At 28.5% G+C, this 26,725-nt stretch carries 19 protein-coding genes; 2 read left to right on the forward strand and 17 right to left on the reverse strand.

Annotated elements, in window-relative coordinates; translation table 11 throughout:
- Positions 1-121: 121 nt before the first annotated feature.
- The gene (locus tag LPC13_RS08580; protein WP_051040654.1) at positions 122-1,498 is read right to left on the reverse strand and encodes an LCP family protein; all 1,377 of its coding nucleotides are present in this window, start codon (positions 1,496-1,498) and stop codon (positions 122-124) included.
- 180 nt (positions 1,499-1,678) lie between these two features.
- Between LPC13_RS08580 and LPC13_RS08585 the strand changes: the two genes are divergently transcribed.
- Positions 1,679-2,110, forward strand: a complete 432-nt coding sequence (locus tag LPC13_RS08585; RefSeq protein WP_005210871.1) for a hypothetical protein — start codon at positions 1,679-1,681, stop codon at positions 2,108-2,110.
- A 45-nt stretch (positions 2,111-2,155) separates the two neighbouring features.
- Here the strand turns inward: LPC13_RS08585 and LPC13_RS08590 are convergent, their stop codons facing one another.
- From LPC13_RS08590 to LPC13_RS08645, 12 genes are all read right to left on the reverse strand, one after another.
- Positions 2,156-2,311 (reverse strand): zinc-ribbon domain-containing protein, encoded by a 156-nt coding sequence (locus LPC13_RS08590; protein WP_195244079.1) that lies wholly within the window; start codon positions 2,309-2,311, stop codon positions 2,156-2,158.
- 221 nt (positions 2,312-2,532) lie between these two features.
- Positions 2,533-3,981, reverse strand: coding sequence for a hypothetical protein (locus LPC13_RS08595; protein WP_234088750.1), 1,449 nt, complete (start codon positions 3,979-3,981; stop codon positions 2,533-2,535).
- Positions 3,982-3,984: 3 nt separating this feature from the next.
- Positions 3,985-5,391, reverse strand: a complete 1,407-nt coding sequence (locus LPC13_RS08600) for a sensor histidine kinase (RefSeq protein ID WP_005210878.1) — start codon at positions 5,389-5,391, stop codon at positions 3,985-3,987.
- Positions 5,369-6,070 carry a response regulator transcription factor gene (locus LPC13_RS08605; RefSeq protein ID WP_005210880.1) on the reverse strand — a complete coding sequence of 234 codons (702 nt, stop codon included), beginning with the start codon at positions 6,068-6,070 and terminating at the stop codon, positions 5,369-5,371. The genes LPC13_RS08600 and LPC13_RS08605 overlap by 23 nt, the downstream gene beginning before the upstream one ends.
- A 119-nt stretch (positions 6,071-6,189) precedes the next feature.
- Positions 6,190-7,191: a polysaccharide deacetylase family protein gene (locus tag LPC13_RS08610; RefSeq protein ID WP_234088751.1), complete on the reverse strand. Its 1,002-nt coding sequence runs from the start codon at positions 7,189-7,191 to the stop codon at positions 6,190-6,192.
- 220 nt (positions 7,192-7,411) lie between these two features.
- Positions 7,412-8,239 (reverse strand): energy-coupling factor transporter transmembrane component T family protein, encoded by an 828-nt coding sequence (locus LPC13_RS08615; RefSeq protein ID WP_234088752.1) that lies wholly within the window; start codon positions 8,237-8,239, stop codon positions 7,412-7,414.
- Entirely contained in the window at positions 8,236-9,942 is a 1,707-nt protein-coding gene (locus LPC13_RS08620) for an ABC transporter ATP-binding protein (protein WP_005210886.1), read from the reverse strand. Before LPC13_RS08620 ends, LPC13_RS08615 begins: the two co-directional genes overlap by 4 nt.
- A gap of 258 nt (positions 9,943-10,200) precedes the next feature.
- Positions 10,201-10,752, reverse strand: a complete 552-nt coding sequence (locus tag LPC13_RS08625) for an ECF-type riboflavin transporter substrate-binding protein (protein WP_195244073.1) — start codon at positions 10,750-10,752, stop codon at positions 10,201-10,203.
- Positions 10,753-10,820: 68 nt separating this feature from the next.
- Positions 10,821-11,678: an SAM hydrolase/SAM-dependent halogenase family protein gene (locus tag LPC13_RS08630; RefSeq protein WP_005210890.1), complete on the reverse strand. Its 858-nt coding sequence runs from the start codon at positions 11,676-11,678 to the stop codon at positions 10,821-10,823.
- A 357-nt stretch (positions 11,679-12,035) separates the two neighbouring features.
- Positions 12,036-13,202, reverse strand: coding sequence for a galactokinase (locus LPC13_RS08635; RefSeq protein WP_005210892.1), 1,167 nt, complete (start codon positions 13,200-13,202; stop codon positions 12,036-12,038).
- Positions 13,203-13,345: 143 nt separating this feature from the next.
- Entirely contained in the window at positions 13,346-14,869 is a 1,524-nt protein-coding gene (gene galT, locus LPC13_RS08640; RefSeq protein ID WP_005210893.1) for a UDP-glucose--hexose-1-phosphate uridylyltransferase, read from the reverse strand.
- 29 nt (positions 14,870-14,898) lie between these two features.
- On the reverse strand, positions 14,899-16,119 hold the full coding sequence (locus LPC13_RS08645; RefSeq protein ID WP_005210895.1) for an ROK family transcriptional regulator: 1,221 nt from the start codon (positions 16,117-16,119) through the stop codon (positions 14,899-14,901).
- A gap of 577 nt (positions 16,120-16,696) precedes the next feature.
- Here LPC13_RS08645 and LPC13_RS08650 point away from each other — a divergent pair.
- Positions 16,697-17,368: a helix-turn-helix domain-containing protein gene (locus LPC13_RS08650; RefSeq protein ID WP_195244070.1), complete on the forward strand. Its 672-nt coding sequence runs from the start codon at positions 16,697-16,699 to the stop codon at positions 17,366-17,368.
- A gap of 283 nt (positions 17,369-17,651) precedes the next feature.
- On the opposite strand, the gene LPC13_RS08655 is transcribed toward LPC13_RS08650, so the two are convergent.
- From LPC13_RS08655 to LPC13_RS17170, 4 genes are all read right to left on the reverse strand, one after another.
- Entirely contained in the window at positions 17,652-19,094 is a 1,443-nt protein-coding gene (locus tag LPC13_RS08655; protein WP_040418657.1) for a DEAD/DEAH box helicase, read from the reverse strand.
- Positions 19,095-19,285: 191 nt separating this feature from the next.
- On the reverse strand, positions 19,286-19,963 hold the full coding sequence (locus LPC13_RS08660; protein ID WP_005210901.1) for a nitrite/sulfite reductase domain-containing protein: 678 nt from the start codon (positions 19,961-19,963) through the stop codon (positions 19,286-19,288).
- Between the two features lie 420 nt (positions 19,964-20,383).
- Entirely contained in the window at positions 20,384-26,476 is a 6,093-nt protein-coding gene (locus LPC13_RS08665; protein WP_195244069.1) for a glycoside hydrolase domain-containing protein, read from the reverse strand.
- A gap of 117 nt (positions 26,477-26,593) precedes the next feature.
- Positions 26,594-26,725 (reverse strand): LPXTG cell wall anchor domain-containing protein (locus LPC13_RS17170; protein WP_407080854.1); only part of this gene is annotated, 132 nt, incomplete at its 5' end.

A 26,725-nucleotide genomic window follows, 5' to 3' on the forward strand; every position in this document is an offset into this window, starting at 1 on the left:
AAACCTTATTTTAAAATATTTTCATTTTTAATAAAAATAAAGAGTTAAAAGTCATAAATAAACTCTCTAAATGAGACTCTATAAAAAACTTTTAACTCTTCTATCTTTTAAGATTCTATTTTTATTGATTATGCTCTCCATTAGGTTTTTCAGTTTCAACTTCTAAATCGCTATCTGTTTCACTATCTTCTCCAGTATCTACATCATAACCTTCATCAGATCCATCAGTTGGATTACCACCTGAACTTCCATGACTTCCTTCTTCATTATTTATACCATTATTATAATCTGAATCTATTCCTTCATCTTCATTTTCATCCGGACTACCATCTAAATCTAAATTATAATCAATGTCTACGTTATTTAATGGCACTTCAAATTCCTCTATAGATGGAATTATTCCATATATTCTTTCATACTCTAATTGTCTTGCTTCATAATCTGCAACAACAGAGTATAATGAATAATAATCAAACTCATCTTCATTTGGTAATTTATCCTCAAAAATAAAATCATGTAGTACTTGTGCATTTTGTTCTCTATCTATTATGAATACAGAACCAATATTTTTATAATCCATAGTATATGACAAATTAGTTTGTGGTATTTGTAATTGCTCAGTTTCTAATGTTGGAAATTTAAATATAGTGTATGCTAAATTTAACGCTTCCATTGGCGTTATATTAGTACTAATATAATCTAACATCTTATTCATTATTCCAAGATACTTACTCGGTTTAGTTTCTTTAAGCTTTTCTGCTACTTTAAATAAAACTTCTCTTTGCCTTTCCGTTCTTTCATATTCATCTCCAACATTATATCTTATTCTTGCATAAGACAATGCTTGCTTTCCATTCAATACCTGTAAACCAGCTTCTGTCACAGGACAATCATTTCCTCCTGTTGATTCCCCTATGTATTTATTCAATTCTTCAATTTGATAATCCTTTACATCAATCTCAAGACCACCTATTTGATCAATTATGGCTTCAAATCCCCAAAAATTTATTATTGCGAACTTATCTAAATATATATCATAGGTTTCACTTATTGTTTCAATTAATAATTCCTTTCCGCCAATAGCCATTGCAGCATTTAATTTTGCTTCTCCATAACCTGGTATATCTACTAATGTATCTCTAAAAAGAGAAGTTAATTTAATCTTTTTACTATTACTATCAAGCGTTGCAATTATTATAGAATCAGCTCTTGCATCTTCATCTAGTTCTCGTGCATCTGTACCAATTAACAAAATATTAGTTATTCCATCAACTACATCATATTCTACCTCTTTTTCTGTATTGTCTACTTGTGTAGTCTTTACAGGCGGTGTATATTCTGCATAAGTCTTATTTTTTATATAATTATAATAAAATGTACATGTTCCTGATATCATAACAATTAAACTTATTATAATTGATAATATAATTTTCTTTCTAAGTGACATTTTTTTTATCCAATTACCCATATGCTTCACCTTTTGTTTTAAAGTTTTCACCATATCCCCCCTTATCTTTACATTTTCAATCGTAATAATTTTACCATATTTTATATTAAAAAAACACATATTACTATTATTATTAACAATAATTCATATATTTTTCACTTTTCACTATAGTATTACTTTTATTAATTTTTCACATACTAAATTAAATTATAATAAAGGAGGAATATCTTAGTGAAGAAAGTAACTATTCTTATATTTCTTATTTCACTACTATTATTAAATGATTTTATATCTCCATTAGCCTTTTCCGCCTCACAATATTATCCTTGTTCTTGTGGAGATTCTAATGATCCAGCTTGTCAACTCGAACATAAAAGACATAATAAAGATAACAACTTTTGGAATGATGAAAATATAAGCTTATTAAGTAATTCTCAAAAAGAACAACTTTATAAACTTCAAGATAAAATTAGTAACGGAAATACCTTAACTAATGATGAAAAATCAGAAATGCTAAGCCTAAAAGATTATGTAATTAAGATAAAATTAGGGGATGATGACTATATAAAATTTAAAGAACTTTTAGAGAAAAGGCAAAGCGGGATAGAACTTAGTAAAAGTGAAAATAAAAAATTAGAATCCTACTTTAAAAAAATAAGATAATATAAAAAGACTATAAGAGAAACTCTTATAGTCTAAAAAACAAAATTACTTTCTGTTGTTTTGTGCTTTTCTTGCTCTTCTGCATTCAACGCATCTTACTGGTTCGTTATCGAATCCTTTTTCTTTGTAGAATGCTTGCTCACCTTCTGTGAATATAAATTCTTTACCGCAATCTCTGCATACAATAGTCTTATCTGCCATTATAAATTCCTCCATTTTCTTAAGATTTATCATGGTTAATAACATATCTCATAAAATCGGAGAAATTTATTAATCTATTTTAAATCTTCTTTTTAGTAGCGTCATATACTACTATTTCATTATATCATACAAAAAAAATATTACAACACTTTTATTATTTTTCTTGTATAAATTTATTATTTTTTTCAATTTTATGTTATTTTTTAATTATATATAAAATTTTACTTTACCTCCTCGCCATCAATAAATACCTTTTCCCATTGGTCAACATAACTACTACTACACCATTCTGCCATTATTATCTCTGCATCTTCATTTATATCTATTATTTCTAATGGCGATGCTATTATAGTTCCATTTTCAATTTTATAAATAGCTATATAATCCTCAAATTGTATTAATGCTATTTTCCCTTCTGGTGAAGTAAAAGCATCTTTAAAATATCCTAATTCACTTTTTAATGATTTCAATGAAACATTTAAATAATTATAGTTTATCAACTTTTTATTTGGAAATAATGAAAGTTTAAAATCTTTCCCCTTATTTTCATTAATTTTAGGTGTAATTTGGGATATAAGAACCCATTTACCATTACTTCTTTCCATTGTTATATTACTATAATTAACATTATTAATATTTAGTTCATTCTTCTCCTCATCATCTAAATTATCAACAGCCTCACTAAAATCAATTGAATATTTTTCCTTTCCTTCTTCACCAAATATATCATTTATCTCAATACCTATTTCACTATTAATATTATCTACTGGAATTATTTGATACATCGGGTAATTTCCATCAAAATAATTTCCACTATATTTTTCTATGGCTATATAATCATTACCTATAAATTTAATACTTTTAAATTTATTTTGATTTATTGACGTGTTTACTTCTTCCACTCGCTTCTCTGGATAGTTTGATTCAACATGTGCCACTTGAAATTGCTCTATATACTTATCATTAACATAACTTGTATTAACCCTCATCTTAAATATTCCAGTCATCCTTGGAAATATTATATCATCTTTTATGTATATATTTTTAATCTCTGAATCCTCATGTGATATCCATATAGTTTTATAAATATCATTACTATAGGTTCCATCTTCATTTAATTTTCTTGGAATTTTTATACCAAGCATAACTCCTTCCTTATCTTCATGCAGCACACCATCTTCATCATTTCCAGTATCGTTATTCAATTTTTTTATATCAACAGAATCGCTTATTTTATTTAACTTAAATAAAATTGATTTGTATAATAAAATCATTTCATTATTGCTATCTATAAAAAACTCAGATATTATTTGATTATTATCTACTATAGATATAACATCCTTCGTTTCACCTTCCTTTAAATAACTATCCATAGTTAAATTATATTCTTCTGCCAAAATATAATCTTTATTCACTACTTTTAATCTATAACTAATATTCTTCTTTTCTTGATTTAATATATTTATCTTATCATTAGTAAATATAAATTCCTTGCCTATATATCTACCTTCCTCTTCTTTGTACTGATCAAAACGTTCATCTAAGTACTGATATTCTATAACTTTCCACGTCCCAGTAAATTCATAATAGTTTTCTACTTCACTTTTACTATCACAAGAAATTAAAGTAATAATAACTATAAAAATAGTACATAATAAAACCTTCTTCATATTTTATTCCTCATTTCTATATAAAGGAATCTCTACAATTACAGTAGTGCCTATATTTAATTCACTCTCTATATTTATCTGTCCACCATGCAATTTTATTATTTCATCACTTATAGATAATCCTATTCCATTTTTTGATTTACTATCTTTACCCTTATAAAATTTTTCTTTAACTCTTGGTAAATCATCATGACTTATTCCAATTCCGTTATCACTAACAGAAAACTTCAACTTATCATTTTCTATTACCACATTTAATTTTATAGTATTTGATTGTTCTGTAAATTTAAAGGCATTGTCTATAATATTAATTAACACTTGCTTTATTCTTTTTTCATCAAAAATCCATGTTCCTATATTATCTTGAATATAAACTTCAAAATTTTTCCCTTCTCTAGTAGCACGTGGTTTCATATAGTTCTCTATATACTCAATGAAATTTTTTACATCATGTTCCTTGCATATTAATGAAGTTACCCCATTTATAATTTTTGAAAAATCTAACAACTCTTCTACCATCTCTGTTAATCTATCACTTTCTCTTTCTATTATATCTAAGCCTAATTTTATTGTTTCTACATCATCATAATCATAACTTAACGTTATAGCCCATCCCTTAATAGCTGTTAATGGTGTTCTTAATTCATGAGATACTGAGGATATAAACTCATTCTTTACTCTTTCTCTATTTAGTACTTCTGAAGCCATGTAATTTAACGTACTAGAAAGCTGTGAAATTTCAATATTATCATTTATATCACTTCTAATATTAAGATTTCCTTCAGCCATTTCTTTAGCAATACAAGTAACCTTTTTTATAGGTTTTATAATATCCTTAGCAATAATTAAACTCATAACTATACCTATTATAATTACACCTATAGAAATACTTAAAAAGAAAATAGTGAAATACTTTATAGTTTTTAAAACTTCATTTAATGGGTATATTAATCTTAATATACCTATTATTTTTTGTGACTCTAACTTAGATGATATAGCTTTAGAAACTATCATTATTTTTTCATTGTTATTTCCTCTACTCCCAGTCCATACTCCTGTTTCACCTTTTATAGCCTTTGCTATATCTGGTGTATTTAATATCTTTTCATCCCTAATCCCAAATGAATCCATCAATAGCTGTCCATTTTCATCTAATATTTCAACTTGATTTTTACTATTATCCCAAAATGCATCTATATTATCGTAAACATTCTCTATCAATTCCTTAGAAGAGAAATATCTATTATAAAAATTTATAGATGAATCTATTCCATTTTCCAATGTTTTAGCAGTATTTTTATAATAATATGCCTTTAAACATATTATTGTTGATATATCTAAAATAAATATTGTTGAAATAATTACTATAAGAAAATTTCGTAAAATTCTATTCCTTATGCTCTTCATCATTTACTCCACTCCATCGATATCCAACTCCCCATACTGTTTCTATAAATTTTTCATTTAAATTTTTATTTTCTATTTTACTTCGTAATCTTCTAATATTAACATCTATTATTTTAGAGTCTCCAAAGTAATTTTCTCCCCAAACTAAATCAAGCAACTCATCTCTACTAAAAGCTTTATTAGGATTTTCTAAAAATAATTTTATTAATGAATACTCCTTAGGGGTTAATTCTATCTCTTCATTATTTTTCATCACCTTTTTGCCATATAGGTCTACTTTAAAAACTCCTTCTATTAACTCTTTTTTATCATTATCAATTCCTAATCTTCTTAGGACTGCCTTTACTCTAAGCAATAATTCCATAGGATTAAATGGTTTTACCATATAATCATCTGCACCATTTTCCAACCCCATTATCTTATCCATATCTTGTCCTTTTGCAGTAAGCATTATTATACCTATTTTTTTAAATCTCTCTCTTAGCTTAGCACAAACTTCAAATCCATTAATTCCTGGTAACATCACATCTAATATTACTATAGATGGATTTTCTCTATTTACTATATGTAAAGCTTCCTCTCCACTCTCTGCCTCTAATACATAAAATCCATTTCTTTTTAAGTTTATTTTTAAAAAACCTCTTATACTTAATTCATCTTCAACTATCAATATCTTATTCATTGTTTTACCTTAACCTCTTATTTTTATACTTATAGTTTGTGAGTTTAATATAAATTTACACATAATTATATTAATATCTTAAGCTTATATAAAAAATAAAAGAGTTATAACAAACTCTTTTATTTTAATGTCTTAAATTCATATCCTAAAGATTTTAAATAATCAATAGCTTCTTGTAAAGTTTTTGCAGTATTTTCTTTTCCTACTTTATCATGCATTAACACTACTAATGTATCATTGTTTCCTTCTAAATCGCTAACAGTTTGTTTTAATTCACCTATTAATTCTTCCTCTGATCTATTATTTTCTTCAGCATCACCATTAAGTGAATTCCAATCTACATATGTATACCCTTCTCTTTCTAAAACCTCATCTAAAGCCTTTGTATCCCAAGATGCATGTCCGCCAGGCATTCTTAAAACTCTTGTATTAAAATCCTCACCTAATACAGATTTTAATACAGCCTCTGATTTTTTAATATCATTCATAAAAGCTTGTGGATCTGCCACTCTATTTGGATATAATATGTCATACCTATGGCTGTATCCATGATTCCCTACCGCATTTCCTTCTCTTACTATTCTTTTTAGCATTTCTTTTTGCTCTTCACTCTTTTCAACTTCACTACCTAAAACGAAAAATGTTGCTTTAACATTATTTTTTTTAAGTACATCTAAAATTTGTGGAGTTATTGTTGCAGATGGCCCATCATCGAATGTTAAATAAGCTACTTTTTTATTATCTTCATTAATAAAATTCCATTTATTTATTTTATCCTCTATTATCTTTGAATCACTTGCATATATATCATTCTCTAAAGATATATATTCTGTTTCATCATCATCCTTAGTTTTATTAGTATCTTCATTTTTATCAACGCTATCATCATTATCTTTTTTCTCATCATTAGTATTTGAGCTATTATATCCTCCATCTGTAACATCTGCTCCTTGAGTGTTTTCAACTATTTCTATAACGGAACTATCATTTTTCTCCTTTTCATCTTGTCCATAAACTTGCAATACTGTTCCACATACTATACTAATAAAAAACAATGATACTATCATTATCTTTAATTTTATAGTACCTTTTTTACTTGTACCTATTTTTATGATTCCCATCAAACATTCCCCTTTTCAAATCATAATCTTTTTACATTTGTTATCTCTTCTACAAATTTAATTATAAATATATACTGTTATAATTGGATTACAAAATAGTTACAAAGTAAAAAAGACTATTGTGGATCCCCTAAATATATATACTATTTAAAATCTTTCAATTTTATAGTGTATATATATAGTCTTTTCCAATAGTCTTTTCTTTAAACCTTATATTTTTTTATATAAATGGATTATAAAAACGTCCTTTATTAGCTATATTAGCTAATATAGCTATTCCTAATATTATTGCAACTAATAATATTGCAATATAATCATTTCTCTTAAATGGCTTCGCATTATACCATGTACGCTTTTTATTATTACCAAAAGCTCTAAGTTCCATTGCGGTACTTATTGTTTCTATTCTTTCTAAACTTGAAAAAATAAGTGGCATTAAAATTGAAGCTGAATTTTTGATTCTCTTTGTTAACTTTTCCTTTTTAGACATATCTATTCCTCTTGCTTGTTGCGCAAATGATATATCTTGATAATCACGCTGAACATCTGGTATATATCTTAAAGCAATTGAAACAGAATATGCAATTTTATAGTTAACTCCAATTTTATTTAATGATGCTGCAAATTCACTTGGATTAGTTGCAACCATAAATAATAATGCCATTGGTATTATTGAGAAATATTTTAATGTTATGTTAAACTGATAAAATAGTTGTTCTAATGTTAGTGTATATGGTCCTGCAATTTTAAATAAATCAGTTCTACTTCCATATATTTGCACTCCCTCATAAGGTGAAAATATAAAAATAGCTATATTATTTAATAATAGGAACACCAATATAAAATACAGTACAAAAGAAATTTGTTTAAACTCTACTTTTGAAATCTTAAATACAATTATGCTTACAACAAACATTCCTAAAAGCACTCTTGTATCATATGTAATCATAGAAGCTAGTGCCCAAATAATTAATGCAATAAGCTTTGACGCACCTGTTAACTTATGAATAGGTGAGTCTATATTTGAATAACTTAACATTGTACTCATATGCCTCTAACCCTCCTATCATAATCAATAAATTTCTTAACAAAGTTTCTTGGGTTATTTAAGTTAGCCTTTATAGCTAATTCATATAAAGAAGTTTCCTTTAAATTAGCTTCTTCTATAACCTTATTATCTGTAAGTACATTTGCTGCAGTATCATCAGCTAATTTCAACCCATTAGATAATACAATCGCCCTATTTGTATATTCAAGCATTAAATGCATATCATGAGTTATCATAATAATAGTAACACCTTTTTTATTTAATTCTTTTAAGAATTCCATAATTTCAGTGTAATGTTTAAAATCTTGACCAGCAGTAGGTTCATCTAAAATAATTACTTCTGGATTTAATACTAAGATAGATGCAATAGTTACACGCTTCTTTTGTCCAAAGCTTAATGCTGAAATTGGCCAATTACGGAATTCATACAGTCCACAAATTTTTAATGTTTCAAAAACTCTTTCTTTTACTTCTTCTTCATTAACACCTCTGACTCTTAATCCTAAGGCAACCTCTTCAAATATCATAGTTTTTGATATCATTTGATTTGGATTTTGCATTACCATTCCTATTTTTTCTGCACGTTCTTTGATAGTATCATCAATTAAATCCCTACCATCAAATAAAATTTTCCCACTGGTTGGTTTATAAAAACCGCAAATCAATTTTGATATAGTAGATTTTCCTGCGCCATTTCTTCCTACTACACTAACCATTTCTCCCTTATTTACCTTAAAAGAGACTCCATGTAGTATTTCTTTTCCTTTATCATATCCAAACTTTACATCTCTCATTTCAAGAATAGTTTCATTTTTTATTTCTTCAGTATCCTCTGAAGTTTCTTCATACCATTCCTTTAATTTTTCTTTACAAGAATCTATTTTTAAATTATCTATATGTTCAGGATTAATTTCTGAAGTAATTTCACAACCTGCATATTTTAAAGCAGTAATATATAATGGCTCCCTTATTCCTATTTCATTTAATAAATTAGAACTTAACAGTTCTGCTGGAGTAATATCTGCAGCAATTGAACCATTATTAACTACTATTATTCTATCTACAGGACAATGAAGTACATCCTCTAATCTATGCTCTATTATTAATATGGTCTTATTAGTTTTCTTTTGAATTTTATCAATTAATTCAATTGCACTTTTCCCTGTTGCAGGGTCTAAACTTGCAAGTGGTTCATCAAATAGAAGTATATCTACATCTGAAACCATAACCCCTGCTAATGTTACACGTTGTTTTTGCCCTCCTGATAAACTGTATGGAGCCGAATCTAAATGAGTATCTATACCAACAATTTCTGAAACAACTTTAACTTTTTCTTTCATCTCTTCTTGAGATACACAATCATTTTCTAATTTAAATGCTATATCTTCAGCAACAGTTAATCCAATGAATTGTCCATCTGGATCTTGAAGTACAGTACCAACTGAATTTGATAGTTCAAATATACTAGATTTTTTAGTTTCTTTTCCTTTAATCTTTAAACTCCCTGTTATTTCACCCTCATGTGAAAATGGTACAAGTCCGTTTATACAATTTGAAAGAGTGCTTTTCCCTGATCCTGATGGCCCAACAACAAGCACTTTTTCTCCCTCATATATAGTTAAATTTATATTATTTAATGTTGGCTTTGCTTGAGCTCTGTATTGAAATGTAAAATTTTCGAACTCAATTACAGGTTTTTTCATTGCAAATCTCCCTCGTCTTCTATATAAATCATAATAATAAGATAATATTCTTTACACTTAAATTCACAAATTAATTTAATCTTGTATACAATTAATTTAGAATCTTACTTAAAGATAATACTATATTTTTTACAATATGTATATTATCAAAGAATTTTTCATTTAATAAAATGTACCTAATTCAAATTTATCTATAAAAAATCGCTTTAAAGGTTAAAAATACCAGAGGCATAAAGACTCCGGTATTTAAATTAATTCTTATTCTCTATCTAAGCTTCCTTTTTTTACTCTAGTCTTAGCATAAGTATATAGTAGTATAGTTCCTAATACTCCAACTGTAATTGCATTAGAAATTCCAGCAACTGCACCTTGAACATAAACCTTATTAGCTGGTTCTGCATATATAACTATATCTAATGTTGGTGCTACTAAAAGCCATGCAATTGCATTTGCAATTACTTGATATATATTAAAAAGAATCATTTCTTTCTTTCCAAATTCACCTTCATTAACCTTTAGTCTTTTAGCTGCTAACCCTATAACAAGTCCAACAGTAGCTGAAGCTATAATCCAACTAAACCATGGATTTCCCCAAAAAACTAAATCTTTTAAAGTATGTCCAACAAATCCAATTGAAATACCTGCTATTGGTCCATAAATAATAGCCATTAACGCTAAAAATGCATAACATGTTTCTATATTTGTATTTGGTATCCCTGTTGGAATTGAACCAAAACGTCCTAATATCATAAATACAGCTGCCCCAATACCTATAGCAACAATTGTCTTAATAGATAACTTGTTTCCCATCTTACTACCTCCTTTATTAATACACTTTATTTATATAATATTATCTTTATAATAATTATTATCTAATTTTATTCATAAACTATTCTTGGAGCTTTTCTTATAGAAATTCTCCAGTTAGTTCCTGTTTGAATGTTATATGCTTTTGAGAACGAACCTTGATTAATAGCAACAGCTAAATTATCTAGTGAGTTAACATAAACTAGAGTTTCACCTACATGAACATCAGCAAATGATTTAGCATAAATCATTATATTTCTATAAACTTCTCTAGTGTCATTCTTTATTGAAACTTCTACTCTATCACCATAATTTATTCCTAAACTTGTAAATAACTCTCTACCAATATTTGTCCAAAGACTTCCGAATCTTACATCTAAAACATCTATAGTTCCTGTTACCATATCATTTTCTTTTCTTGATTCTACTACTGGTAATTCCACAACTTCTTCAACTGCTATTTCTGGACCAACTTGTTCAAAAGTTATAACACCTGAAGCAAGTCTTGCACCTGTATATGCATATATATCTCTACCATGGAAAGTATAAGATGCACCTGAATTAGGTAATCTATTTATAGTTTCATCTATCTCTCTAGCTTCTACTATTCCACACATACGTTTAATATGAGTAAGTGTTCCATTATCCGGAGTTATTATGTATTGTCCCTTTGCTGTTTTAACTGCAATACTCTTTCTATGAGATCCTACTCCTGGATCAACTACTGATACAAATACAGTGTCTTTTGGCCAGTAAACTACAGTTTGGATTAATCTATATGAAGCCTCCCAAATATTATATTGTGGTATTTCATGAGTTAAATCAAATAATTGTAATGTATTGTCTACTGAATAAGCAACACCATACATTGCACTTACTGCTCCATCCGCTATACCAAAATCTGATTGAAATACTAAAGCATTTTTCATAAAATAAGCCTCCTAAAAATTATGTCGTATTCAGATTATAAATTACGAATATTATTTTAGTCAATACTCTTTTCATTCGCTATTTGTCGAATTTTATCTTATTTTATTTTTTAGCAGCACCTTAAAATTATACTTTTTTATTATTTTATAGTCAATGTTTTTATAGCTTTATATAGACAAAAACTATTGGAAAATCAGTCTGTTTTTATAAAATAAATTATGGCGAAAAGCATCATTTCTTTTTTTACTTACGTACTTTATCATTATACTTATTTTCTAATTATTTTTAACATAATCCAATATAAGAAAAAAAGTTGTCCATCATCTTCAGGACAACTTTTCATTTCAACTTATATACTATTGTAAAATATGAGTTCCTTCACCAATATTACTTGTGTAGAATGAAGGTTTAATTCCTGTGACATTTTCATATGCTATAGATACCTTTTCTTTAAACTCATCTACTTTTTTATTATCTACTAAAGCAATAGCACATCCACCAAATCCAGCTCCTGTCATTCTAGCTCCAATACATCCTTCGATTTTTAAAGCCTCATGAACAAGAGTATCAAGATGAAGTCCTGTAACTTCATAATCATTTTCAAGAGATAAATGAGATGCTGTCATTAATGCACCAAAAGCTTTAATGTCATTAGCTTTTAACATTTCCATACTCTTTTTAACTCTTTCATTCTCAGTAACAACATGTATCGCTCTTTTCTTTATAGTTTCATCTGTAATAAAACTTTCTATATCATTTAAAGTAGCCGCACAAAGATTTGGTAGCTTTTCTTCTTTATTTGAATTTATTATTTCAAGAGCTTTTTCACATTCTGCTCTTCTTTCATTATACTTAGAATCAGCAAGTTCTCTTCTCTTATTAGTACTCATAATAACTAAACTATAATCACCTAAGTTTAATGGTGCATATTCATAGTAAAGCGATGCGCAATCTAAAAGAATAGCACTGTCCTTTTTACCTACTGAAACTGCAAATTGATCCATTATTCCACAGTTAACTCCAACAAATTCATTTTCAACCTTTTGACAAATCTTAGCTACTTCAACTCTATCAATTTGCTCTGGATTTTCTAAATAAAGAATAATATATGCCATTAATACTTCAAGTGCTGCTGATGATGAAAGTCCAGCTCCATCAGGAATATTACTATATAACACTAAATCCATCCCTGGTACATTATGTCCTAAATCTTTAAGTGCTTTTATAACTCCCTTTGGATAATTACCCCAATCATCTTCTTTCTTATAAGCTAATTCTTCATCTAAATTTATTACAACTTCTCCTGCAACATTTTTAGATCTCATTCTAATTTTATTATCATCTCTTAATGCTATAGCTGCATATATTCCAACAGTTAATGCTCCTGGAAAAACAAATCCTCCATTATAATCAATATGCTCTCCTATTAAATTAACTCTTCCTGGTGAAAGAAAAGTTTTTATTTCCCTATTATCTTCACCATATTCTTTTGCAAATAATACCTTCATTTCATCTCTGTTCATAAATTTTACACCCTTCCTCTTTATAATAATCTATAAAAATAAATATAATTTAATTTTTTTATTATCTTTTAATACCACTTAATTCATAAAGAACATAAACATTATAAAATTTATTTGCTCTTCCTATAAATTTAACAAATATATTACAGTACAGAATTTAAGAATTTCTCTAAGCCTGCTTGTCCTTTTTCATTTCTTTTAAATACACCAGCATTTTCAAGAACCTTTGAGAATATTATTCCTACTTCCTTTTTAACTAACTCTTTTGCCTCATCATACGTTGACATATTATTTTCACTTAACATTTTTTCTATCCATGGCATATGTTTATTAATTTCTTCATTATTTTCAGCTTCTTCTTTACTATAACTCATATCTCCACAAAGTATCTTAGCTATTGTATCTAATTCTTTTTCAAGTCTTCCTGGTAATACTGCCAGCCCCATAACTTCAATTAATCCAATATTTTCCTTCTTTATGTGATGAAGTTCTTTATGTGGATGGAATATTCCATCTGGGTGTTCTTCTGAAGTTCTATTATTTCTTAAAACAATATCTAATTCAAAATCCGCTCCCTTTCTTCTTGCAATTGGAGTTACTGTATTATGTGGAGTATCTCCTGTAAATGCCAATATTTCATTTTCTACATCGGAATAATTTTTCCAAGCTTCAAACACTTCCATTGCAGCATCTATAACCTGATTTTTATCAGTTCCTTTTATTCTCACTACTGACATTGGCCATTTAACTGTTCCAATTTCAAGTTCTTTATATTTAGAACTCTCATAATACTTTTCAATTTCAGCCTTTTCCATTGGGAATTCATGTCTTCCACCTTGATAATGATCATGAGTTAATATTGATCCACCTACTATTGGTAAATCTGCATTTGATCCAATAAAATAATGTGGTAATATTTCTGTAAATTCAACAAGCCTTTCTATTGATTTTCTTGTAAGTCTCATTGGTTCATGTTCACCGCTAAACACAATACAATGCTCGTTATAATACACATATGGGGAATATTGCATAAACCATTCCTTATTAGTAAGTTCCATTGGAATTACTCTATGATTTTGTCTTGCTGGATGATTTAATCTTCCTGCATATCCCACATTCTCTTTACATAATAAACACTTTGGATATGTCGCTTGCTTCATCAACTTAGCTTTTGCTATTTCCTTAGGATCCTTTTCTGGCTTAGATAAATTAACTGTAATCTCTAAATCTCCATATTCAGTCGTTGCTGGCCACCAAAGATTTTTAGCTATTCTTTCAGTCATTATATAATTTGAAGCCTTACTCAACTCATAATACCAATCTGTTGCTTTTTCAATAGATTCATTTTTTGCTTTATCATAAAAAGTATTTATAACTTCACTTTGTCTTGGCATTAAAAGTCCCATTATTTTAGCATCAAATAAATCTCTCAATGTAGTTGTATTTTCTTCAATTAATCCAACCTCTGCTGCATAATCTAATATATTATTTAATATATCTACTGGAGTTTCTTCTTCACTTTCTAATACTTCTCCTTCAAATGGCCCTTCCAGTTTTAAAACATCAATTAATGCATTCCTTGTAGGAATAATATCATACTTTGAAATCATCCCCTTTTTTAATGCAAATTTTAATAATCTCTCAATCTCATAACTAACATTACTCATAATTCACTCACCCATCTATTTAAAAATTATTATTTTACATTACTACCATTAAATAATTCTTGTATAACTAATGTTGCAGCCCCTATTACTGCAGCATCTTTCCCTAAAGCACTTTTTATTATTCTTACATTCTCTGCTGGCAACTTAAGTCCACGTTTTTTCACTATTTCTTCTAAAGTTTGCAATGTATATGGTGTATTTTCAAATATTTCACCAACTACTACAATTGCAGTTGGATTTAAAATATTAATTAAACTTGTTACTGCTGTACCTATATATCTTGCAGATTCTTTTAAAATATATATAGATAGCTCATCTCCTAAAACAGATGCCTTGCATATATCAGTTATAGATATTTCATTAATATCCTTTACCATCTCTATAAGTATTGAACTTTGCCCTTGTTTAATCATTTTAATAACTTTTTTTACAATATTATTGTTTGATGCTACAGTTTCAAGACACCCATAATTACCACAATTACATTTATCTCCATCACCTTCAACAACAACATGGCCAATTTCACCTGCACTATAATCAACTCCATAATACGGAATGTTATTAATAATTATTCCTGCACCTATCCCATTGGATATACTTATTGTAATGAAGTTTGATATACCCTTTGATACTCCAAATAAACTTTCTCCTATAGCCATTGCTCTTACATCATTATCCACATAAACAGGGTAATTTAATTTTTCTTCTAATATTCCTTTAATATCTACATTCTCCCATGCATAATACGGAGAATACTTTGAAATTCCTTCTTTTACATTAACTATTCCATGTAAAGCTATGCCTATTCCTAATATTTCAGTATTTTCTATTTCACTTTCCTTTACAACTTCATTAATTAATTTAATTAACTCATTAAAAATTAATTCCTTATTATATCTTTCTTCTTGTACCTCAATAGCCTTTCTAAATACTACTTCTGCATTAAGATTAGTTATTACTACTTCTATGTTACCTATTCCTATAGACACACCTATTATGTATCTGGCATTTGGATTAATCTCTAGTATTATAGGAGGTCTTCCTCCACTAGATTCTCCAATTTTACTTTCTATTAAATATTTATCTTCAAGTAAAAACTTAGTTATATTCGTAACACTTGCCGGAGTCAATCCTGTTAACTTAGCTATATCTGCTCTTGAAAGACTTCCATTATCCCTTATGACTTTAAGTATAGCTGCTATATTTAGCTGCTTCATAAGTTCAAAGCTACCTTTTAATACTTTACTCATTCAACCACTTCTTTATTAATTATTTTAACAAAGTTTTTAAAAACTATTACTAATATATCTTTATATATAAAGGATAACATATCTTTCTCTCTCTGTAAACATATACAAAGTGTTTTTTATCTTTTTGTCATATTTTCTTAAATACTCTAATAGATTATTACTATATGCTTTTAAGCACATGTCTTTTATGATTTAAAACACCTATTTTATCTATTATATCTCTTATAGAAATTTATTTAAAAGAAAGGATTTATTTTATTATGATTAATTTTAAACTTAAAAATTTTTTGTCGGTTATATTTATATTATTTTTAACCATAATCACATTTATATTAATAGAGGCTGGTAAATTTCTGTATACCCTAGTAACATTTTCAATAATTCCAAGCTATATATACCTAAGCAAAGATTAATTAATATATAACGCATTATATTTATAAACTTTTAATACAAGTTTACACTTATAACACTTCTTATACACATATGTTAAATTCCATATGCTATTTGCCTATAAATTAATATGTATATATAATTATATTCAAGGATGTTTTCTAATTTTTCTAAGGAGTATAAATTTATGTACGAAAGTTTTATTTCAGATTTAAGTATTTTTAGCAATGAATTTTCAAATTTAATAGATACTAGCGATAGAACTACTATTTTATCGAAGATTAAAGATAAACATATAGGTGAATTAAATGGCGATTGCAATATAGAAGATAAAAGGATTGACCTTTTTATTTGGAATGCTATTTTTTCTAAAGAAATTATAAGACATGGGGTTTCAAAAAAATATCTTCATCCCCTTTATAATAAATTTTACACAAAAATTCCTACATTAAATGATTTAAAATCACTTCAAGAATTAGAAATATGTATGGCTGAGGCCTATTTAGACTTTTTAATAAGAGATATAGAGGTTAAGGATAATTTTATCGTTAATAAAATTCTTCAACATCTTCATATGAATATAGAAGGTTTCACATCACTAGAAACAATATCAAAAAATTTAAACATAACTCCTGAATATGCGTGCACTTGCTTCAAAAAACATATGGGCATATCTCTAATGAAATATTCAAAAAAAATTAAAATTGATAGAGCTAAAGTGCTATTACTAACCACTAATAAAAGCATTTTAGATATAGCAATAATACTAGGCTTTTATGACCAAAGTCATTTTTCAAAAACCTTTAAATCATTCGAAGGAATTTGCCCATCAAAATTCCGTAATACCCACTATAATTAAATCACGAACAATAATTATACTGAAATATTTGTTATATTATCTTTAGGAATTATCATTATTTCACTAAGAACTCTATATTTTTATGATGTGCATTGAATATATTCTTACAGCTAGAAACATTAATTAAAAATTATGTTATCTACCAAATTAGATTAAGTTTTAGAATAGAAAAAGTACTAATATAACTGAAAAAATATATATGATGAATCTTACAACTTATTGATAAAATCATATTAATTCTCGCAATGTTATATAAGTACTTTTTTCATTAACTTTAACTCAATTAACGCTTTGCTTTTTCTACTCTTAGCTTCTTTCCTTTTATAGTTGAATCTTTTAATGCAGCAAGTACTTTGTTTCCTTTTCCATTTAGTATATCAACGTAAGATACTGTGTCTTGTACATCTATTATTCCTATATCTTCAGCTGTAATCCCTTCTATTCTAGAAATTGCTCCAACAAAATCCCCAGCTCTTAATTTTTTCTTTTTACCACCATTAAAGTAAAGCTTAGTTATATTTGCATTTATTACTTTAGCTTTTTCCTTTTTAGCTTTTGGTTTAGATTTTAAAACTTTTATTGCTTCCTCTTTTTTAACCTTATTTTCTTCTTTAGGTAACTCCTCATTAACTGGAATTTCAAACCCTATATATTCTTGTATTATATTCAACAATCTTTCTTCAAATTGATTAACAAGCGAAATAGCTTTCCCTTTGGCTCCAGCTCTCCCAGTTCTACCTATTCTATGTACATATGCTTCTTTTTCTACTGGTAAATCAAAGTTTATTACATGTGTTATACCTTCAACATCAATACCTCTAGCTGCCACATCTGTAGCTATTAATATTCTAAAATCTCCTCTTTTAAACTTTTCCATTACTTCCATTCTATCTTTTTGAAGCATTCCACCATGAATTTTATTGATAGAATATCTTTTTCTATTTAAATCTTCATACACCTTATCAACATTCTCTTTTGTCTTACAGAAGATAACTGCTGTTTCAGGCACTTCCTTTATTAAAATATTATTTAAATCCTCTAATTTAAAATATTCTTTAACATTGTACAATTCATGATTTATTTTTTCTGTTATAAGTTTTTGAGCTTTTATTTCAATACTTATTGGTTTATTCATATACATATCACAAAGACTCATTATTTCTTCTGGTATTGTTGCAGAAAATAACATTGTTTGTCTTTCTTTATTTAAAGTATTAATAACTTCTCTAACCTGATCAATAAATCCCATATTAAGCATTTCATCAGCTTCATCAATCACTAAATACTTAATTTTAGATACATCTAAAGTTCCCCTACTTATATGGTCACATACTCTTCCTGGAGTTCCTACAACTATATGAGTTTTCTGCTTTAACTCTCTAGCTTGCTCTGAAAAAGGTTGTTTACCAAATACTGCTACTGCTCTTATTCTTTTAAATCTACCTATATTTTTTATTTCATCCTTAACTTGAATTGCAAGTTCTCTTGTTGGCGTTAAAATTAAAGCTTGCACTTTACTTTCTTCCCATATTACTTTTTCACTTAATGGAATACCAAAAGCTGCTGTTTTACCACTACCTGTTTGTGATTTAACTACAACATCATTATTTTTCATTATTTCAGGAATTACTTTACTTTGTACATCTGATGGCTTTTTATATCCAATTCCATCTAGTGCTCTAATTATTTCATCACATAAATTATATTCTTTAAATGTATTATCCACTATACTTACCTCATTTTTATTAATTTGCTTATTATACTTCATTTAATTAGTATAACCCATATTTATTACAAGTAAATAAGTTTTAAATATAAAAGACCTCAAAACTTATCTTAGCAAATAAAAAATAAATAGCTAAAACAACCTCTTATAACGAAAACTTGCCTTAGCTATTTGTAAATGTATATAGTTAATTATGCCTTTAATAATTCTTCAATATTTAATTGTTTCTTAAACTCTTCTAAACCTATTCTATCTATATAATTACCTAATCGTTCTCTTCCTTGACCATGTTCAGCATAAATATCTATTACTCTTTCAACTACCTCAAAAATTCTATCCTCTGGAATGTTCATAGCTATTTTATCGCCTAATCTAGGAATTACTCCACCTCTACCTCCAAGGTAAAGTATCCATCCTTTAGGTCCTCCTATAAGTCCTATATCTCTAGTATGGCTATCAGCACAACTATTAGGACAACCACTTACACCAATTTTTAATTTATTTGGTAAGTTTCTACCATGGAATGCTCCATCTAATTTAGAACCAATAGCTACTGAATCTTGTAGTCCTCTTTTACAAAAAGTAGTTCCAGGACATATTTTAACACTTCTTACACAAAGCCCTATAGCTGCTCCTGGTTTCATTCCTAAATCCGACCAAGCTTTATCTATATCTTCTTCTTTTATCCCTACAATTGCAATTCTTTGGGCCCCTGTAACCTTTACTGCCGCAGCATTATACTTTTCTGCCACATCTGCAATATCCCTTAATTGCTTTGGAGTAATAAGACCTCCTGTTAAATGTGGTGCTATTGCATAAGTTTCCATATCCCTTTGAATTACAGCTCCTTTATCTAATAAATCTTTCATCGTATAATTCTCCTCTCAAACAATATGATAATATTTTTACCTTGCTACTTTTATTTATGTATAACAGTATTTTTATATAGTTATGCTTTATAGTATCTTTAATATATAAGAATATACCTTAAACTACCTTTAAATTTAATTCTCTATTTTTCATTTTTAAGCTATATTATTCTACAAAACTAATTTAATTACATTATTATATATTTAAAAATATAATAAGTAAATTATTATGTTAAATTTTATATTCTGAAATCAAAAATTATATATTCTACTTTTCAAAAAAAAAAAAGATTCCTACATAATGCTTCACTTCCTGTATATTTAACAGTATTAACACATAAATGTAGAAATCATATTTTTGTACTTAGTAAACTAAAAACATATTGTATAAATATATACTATTTACTTATTTACTTTTCATTAATTAGTTTTCTTTTTCTTAAACATAAAGAATCCAGCTCCTGCAATTATAGCACCAACTAATACTACCATTAACGCTGAAGTTCCACCTGTTTGTGGTAGTTTACCACTATTTGTAGAAGCTCCTCCATTGTTAGTGTTACCACTTGCACTATTATTACTGCTATTGTTGCTATTGCTGCTATTATCACTTACAGATACTTCTTTTAAATTGCTAATTGCAACTCTTAATTCTTCTTCTGCTTCTACTATTTCCTTTTCAGTAGCAGAACTATCTTCAAGTATTTTGCTTGCTCTCTCAACTGCTTCTTCAACACTTCTCCACGTTGCTACAGTATATTTACTTGAATCTAATTCATTAACTTTATTTAATAAATCTTCTAGTAAATCCTTACTTGGCTTTAATCTTAATTGTAAATAAGCTCTCATTAATTTATTGTAAGCTGAATCTACTTCTTCTTGAGTTGAATTTTCATTTTCTAAAACAACTAATGCCCCTGTAAGTTCTGCTTTTAAATTAGCCCAAGTTAATTCAATATATTGATCTTCTTTATCACTTAATCCATTAATCATGTTAATTAAGTTTTGAAGGGCATCTTTATTTACATTATTCTTAACTAATCCATCTATAGCTTCTTGTAAATCAGCAATTGCCTTATTTACTTCTTCTACAAGTGCATTTTCATCTTCATAAACTTTACCTGCACTAACTAATGCTGATTGTAATTTTGACCATGATTCACTTGTATAATCACCTTCTACTAAAGCTTCTGCAATATCTATTATAGCCTTAAGTGCATCTTTATCTCCAACTTCAAATTCAAGCATCCATATAGCTTGTAATAATCTATTGCAAGCAGCCTCAACTTCAGCTTCTGTTGCTTTTACATTAGCATATATTTCTTGAGCTTGTTCTAAAGAAGAGTTAAACTCTTTTACTACAACTGGTACAAGACCTTCTAATGCACCTTGTTCTTTAACTGATTGTGCATAATCTATAGTAGATTTTAATAATTCTTTATTTACTTCTGGTTCTGGTGTTACATCTGCTTCTTTAAGGTTTTCCTTAGCAGCATTTAACTCTACAACGATACTATCTATTTGAGCTTGTGCAGATGAGTTATCTTCATAAATCTCTCTAGCTTCATTATATACATTCATTAAAACACTATATGATTCCTCAGTGTATAATTCACCATTTAATCCTTCTACTTCTTGTAATAATACTTTTAAGCTTTCTCTATTAACTTTTCCTAATGCATTATCAATTTCACCTAATTTAAATCTAAGACCTATGATATAAGTGTTATTGTTAGTATTAGTATCAAAGTTACCATAAGAATTTAAGAAGAATGTACCATCACTCATAACTACATTTCCAGCATAACCAGTATCACCAGCCTTAGCTGAATTAGTGTAATCCTTAGCTAATCTAATTCTATACTCTCCATCATTACCATTCATTAAATCTTCGTAAGTTCCAACCCAACCTATCCAATCTCCTGCCATCCAATCTCCATCAGATGTATTTCCATCAAGGTTAGTATCAAGTTTAATTTCTCTAAAGCTTATTAATAGTCTTCCGCTTATTGGGTCATAAACAGCTTTGTGTCTTTCTCCGTTTAATGAACCTTGAACTTCTCTTGGTCTGCTCCAAGTTTCACCTTCATCATCTGAATAGAAAATAGTTGAAGTATGCTTATGAGATTGACTCCTTGCAAGAGCAACTATACGATTTCCATCTGGTGATCTGAACATACCTACTTCACAAATTTGATAAGTAGATTCTAAAGTTCTATATTCACTTAAATATGGTTCTGGATCTGACCACTGTTCTTGTCCATTTTCATCAAATGTTAAATAAGTTTTGTAATTAACATAACCATAATCATGGAATACACCCATCCATTTATCTATATAGTTTCCATTTTCATCTTTCAATTGAATTAAGCTTGCCATCGCAACAATAGTTCTAATTCCAGTATTCCATTCTGTGTAGTCTCCCCAAGTTTCACCATTATCATCTGATATTGATGTTTTAAAGCCTCTAAAAGTACTTCCATGCCATTCTGGTCCACCTGAAATAGATATTAATTTTTGACTACCATCAACAAAATCAAGTTTGTATATTGTAGGAGTTTCTTCTGAATTTACCCAAGTTTCATTAACCGGAACTCTTTTTTCCCATGTTAAACCACCATCAGTACTCTTACTTAATAATGCTTCACCAAAACCATGTCCTTTTGGATAAACAGTTAATAAAGTTTTATCATCATCTAATAAAATAGTATCTGGCTGACCAAGATATTGACCGTCCTCTCTATCTATTACAATTTGCTCTTCTGCTGGTATTTCATAAGTTTCTAATGTGTTTTGATAATTTATTCTTCTATTAACACGAATATCTACTGTTTCTGAGTATTCTCCTGACTCATTTGAAACTGTAATAAATGTGTCTCCATAAGCAACACCAGTAACTAATCCATTTTCACTTACAGTTGCAATATTTTCATTATCACTTGTGAATATAATATTATCTTCAGCCTTATCACTAATTAATTCTGCAATAATTTGAACACTTTCATTAATATAAATTTCTTTATAATTAGTATCAACATTTAATCCATTAACAGCTTTAGCTTCAATTATTTCTTCAGCAGTTAAAGCTCTGTTATATACTTTAAGTTCATCTAATTGCCCAACGAATCCACGACCTCCAATAAACTCTAAAGGTGCTTTCATTGGATTATTTTTAGTATACGCATTTGTAGTTCCTATTTTTTCTCCATTTACATATAAAGCTAATCCTTCAGCTACTGAATTAGTATATGCTACATGAAGCCATTGATTTTTTGCTATTTCTGTTGGGAAGCTTAAAGTACCTTGATTAACATGTACTCCTGGTTTTGATGCATTAGCACCTACACCTACAGCTAAATCAACTGATACTGAATTAAGTTCTGATGAGCCTGTAGCAGTTCTACCATCCCACATAACAGATGCAGTACCTTCTTCATTACCTCTATTTACCCAGAAAGCTATTGTCCAATTCTCTGGTAAATTAGCTGGAGATTCAATTTCAACATTATTTGTTCCAGCTATAAAGTTAAGTGCATTTCCTGACTTTCCTTCAACTACTACTGGTCCATTGATTGTTCCATTATATAAAGAACCATCTGCCCAAACATTTTCAACAACATTTCCATCTATATTATCAAAGCTATAATAAGCAACCTTTGCTTCTTCTTCTATAGCTTTTTTATTTACAACTAAATTTATAGTTGATTTCTTTGATGAATCTTGTGCTGATGTAGCTGTAATTTGAACTGTACCAACCTTAACACCAGTTACTACACCTTGACTATTAACTGTTGCTACACTAGTATTGCTTGATGTCCATATTACCTCTTTGTTTAATGCATTTTCAGGCATTACTGTAACATTTAAGCTAAGCTTTTCACCTAAATTCATTTCTTGATTTCCATTGTTTATTTCAACAGAATCAATTGTATTTACTCCACCATCTCTTAATTCAATATACTTTTCAGTAATATTTTTAATTTCAGCTTTTATAGCTGCCATATCATCTGGAATCATAGCTCTTGTTTCATCTGTAGCATATTTTGCTCCACCATGATCACCAACACCATTTTTAGTTCCAGTATAATTTAACTTAACTGTAGCTAATAAATTATCTATATCAGCTTTTAATGATGGTACTTCATTTTGCATCATGTATAATTTATTTACATCTCTTATGCCTTCTGCCATTTTTTCTAATCTTACAGAAGTCTTTGATGTTATATTTTCTGAATCTTTTTCATCTGGATATATTAAGAATGTATCTCCAGCTTCAAAAGCCCAGTGAGTTGTATCTCTAAGTGGATCTTGAACCCAAGCATCAAATGCCCATCTCATATATCCTGTTGCACCTTGTGCTGCTGTAAACATCATAGTCCAGTAGCTTTCTCCAGGCATACTAAGTGCTAATGAGTTTGGAAAATGCTCTGTACAAGTATATATTGTAGTTTTATATTCTTTTTCTGCTTCAGCTCTTTCAGCAACAAAGTTCTTATAATCAGCTAAGCTTCCTTTTGCCGCTGTTGAACCAACACTTAAATCATCAACTCTATCAGTTATATATTTGTAACTAGTACTAAAGTGATCCATTGCAGCTGCTTTCTTAAGAACTTTATCATGTCTATTTTTAACTTTATCTATAACATCAAAAGCCTTATCCATATTTGATCTTTCATCAATACCTATATAAGTATCATCAAACCATCCTTTTTCATCTAAATGTATAACTAACTTATTTAAGAATTGTAACCATACTTCTTCATATCTAGTTGTACCTGCTGGTAGGTTTTCTACCATTGTAGTTCCAGAAGCTTCATCATAGTATTTAACATTATTTCCCCAAGGAATCATACTGTAGCATACTATTTTATCTCCAATTCCTAAATCTTTATTAAATTGAACCCATTTATCAAAATCAGTGTAATCAAAACTAAAAGTTCCATCTGCATTTCTTGTCCATTTAATCATTGATGGATATCTTATTTCATTTTCACTATAAGTTTGTCCACCCCATGCTTCTTCAACTATTGAAGCTGTGATTGCATGTCCACCTAATTCTTTATACTTTAACATATGTGGTGTTAAAATAGCTAAATGTTCTTCTGAGAATGGTTCTACACCATAATATTCAGCTGAACTATATGGATATTGCCATGCTTCAAAGTCAAATTCATATTCACTGCTACTTGGCATTGTTACATCTAAAACTTCTAACGCATAGTTAAATACTATATCATCAACGCCATCTGCAGTTACTGTAACAGTTCCTTCATAAACTCCTGAAGTTGCATTTTCAGGAACATTAATTTCAACCCATATTGGTTGAAGTGCATTAAACTCAACATTAACTGGACCTTCTGTATATAATACATCTGGCACACTAACTTTTTCACTATCATCACTTGGAGTATTAGCTGGACCATCACTTGATGCATGATATCCTGCATCCCCGATATAAGCCTTTGTTTCTTTAAGGAATGTAGTAATAATATTTTCAGAGTTTATTACATTACTTCCAGAAATGAAATCACTAGCTGAAACAGTAACATTCTTTAGAATACCTTCCTTTGATGCTACAACTATTTCAGAAATTGCCTTATCTGCCTTCCAAGCATATAATGATTCATTTATACTTCCTAAAGTTAAAACTTCATCATATCTATCTTGAGTATAATGAGAGTTAGTGTCTACTATAGTACCATACATTGAAGCATTTGCTTCAGTAACAGTTACCATAATACTATCACTTACATTAAATTCTTCTGATGTAGCTGTAATAGTAGCTGAACCTGTTGCAACTGCTGTAATTACACCTGTCTCTGAAACTGTAGCTACTTCTTCATTATCACTAATATAAATTATATCATCTGCAGTTGCATGAATTGGATTAACTGCTACAGTTAATTGCTTTTTAGCACCTTCTACTAAACTAACATCTTCTCCTAATTCAATGCTAGTAACCTCATATTTTTCATGAAGTATTTCAACTCTATCTACTTGAATAACAGCTTGAGCGTGAGCTGAATTTGAATTAACTCCTGTTGCTTCTGCTTTTAAAGTATACTTTCCTTCTGTAAGACCTCCCCATGCATATGCTGGTGAAGTATTATCTACTCTTCCATCAATTATAACTTCACTATTTGCCACAAGATTACCTTCTGCATCATATAGTGAATATTTAGTTTTACCATTTTGCGCTGTTTTATTTCCATAAACTTCAATTCTATTTCCTATAAAGTCAACGGTATAGTATTTTTGTTCTGGATTTTCTTCGCCATTACTTAAAACATTATAATGCTCTGAAGAACTACCTGAACCTCCAGCCACCCATCCATTTCCATAATAGGTAAAGTAATTTATTTCCCCAGTTGTTTTAGTATCATCAATTACTGTTCTGATACTTGCTTTTGTGTCATTTGCATAAGCTGTTAAAGCACTACTTGGAATACAGTTAAATATAAACATAAAAGCTATGGCCATTATATTTAACTTAAACCATTTTTTGTTTCTCATCTTTTCCCCTCTTTTCAAAAATTTAATTTTTATATTTTATAAAAAGGAACTACTAATTTAAAAAGTATTAACTATTTCCTTCTTGTGATTAGCAGTTCCTATTTAATCTTAAATTGTCTATTTTTTCTTTCTATATAGTCCTAATCCACCAAGTAAAGCAATAACTCCACTTATTAATGTTCCAGCTACACCTGCTGTTCCTGTTTGTGGTAACTTTCCACTATTTGAATTTCCAGTAGTGCTTCCACT

Origin of the sequence: Clostridium celatum, from assembly GCF_021412605.1 — a bacterium.
GTDB classification, from domain to species: Bacteria; Bacillota; Clostridia; order Clostridiales; family Clostridiaceae; genus Clostridium; species Clostridium celatum.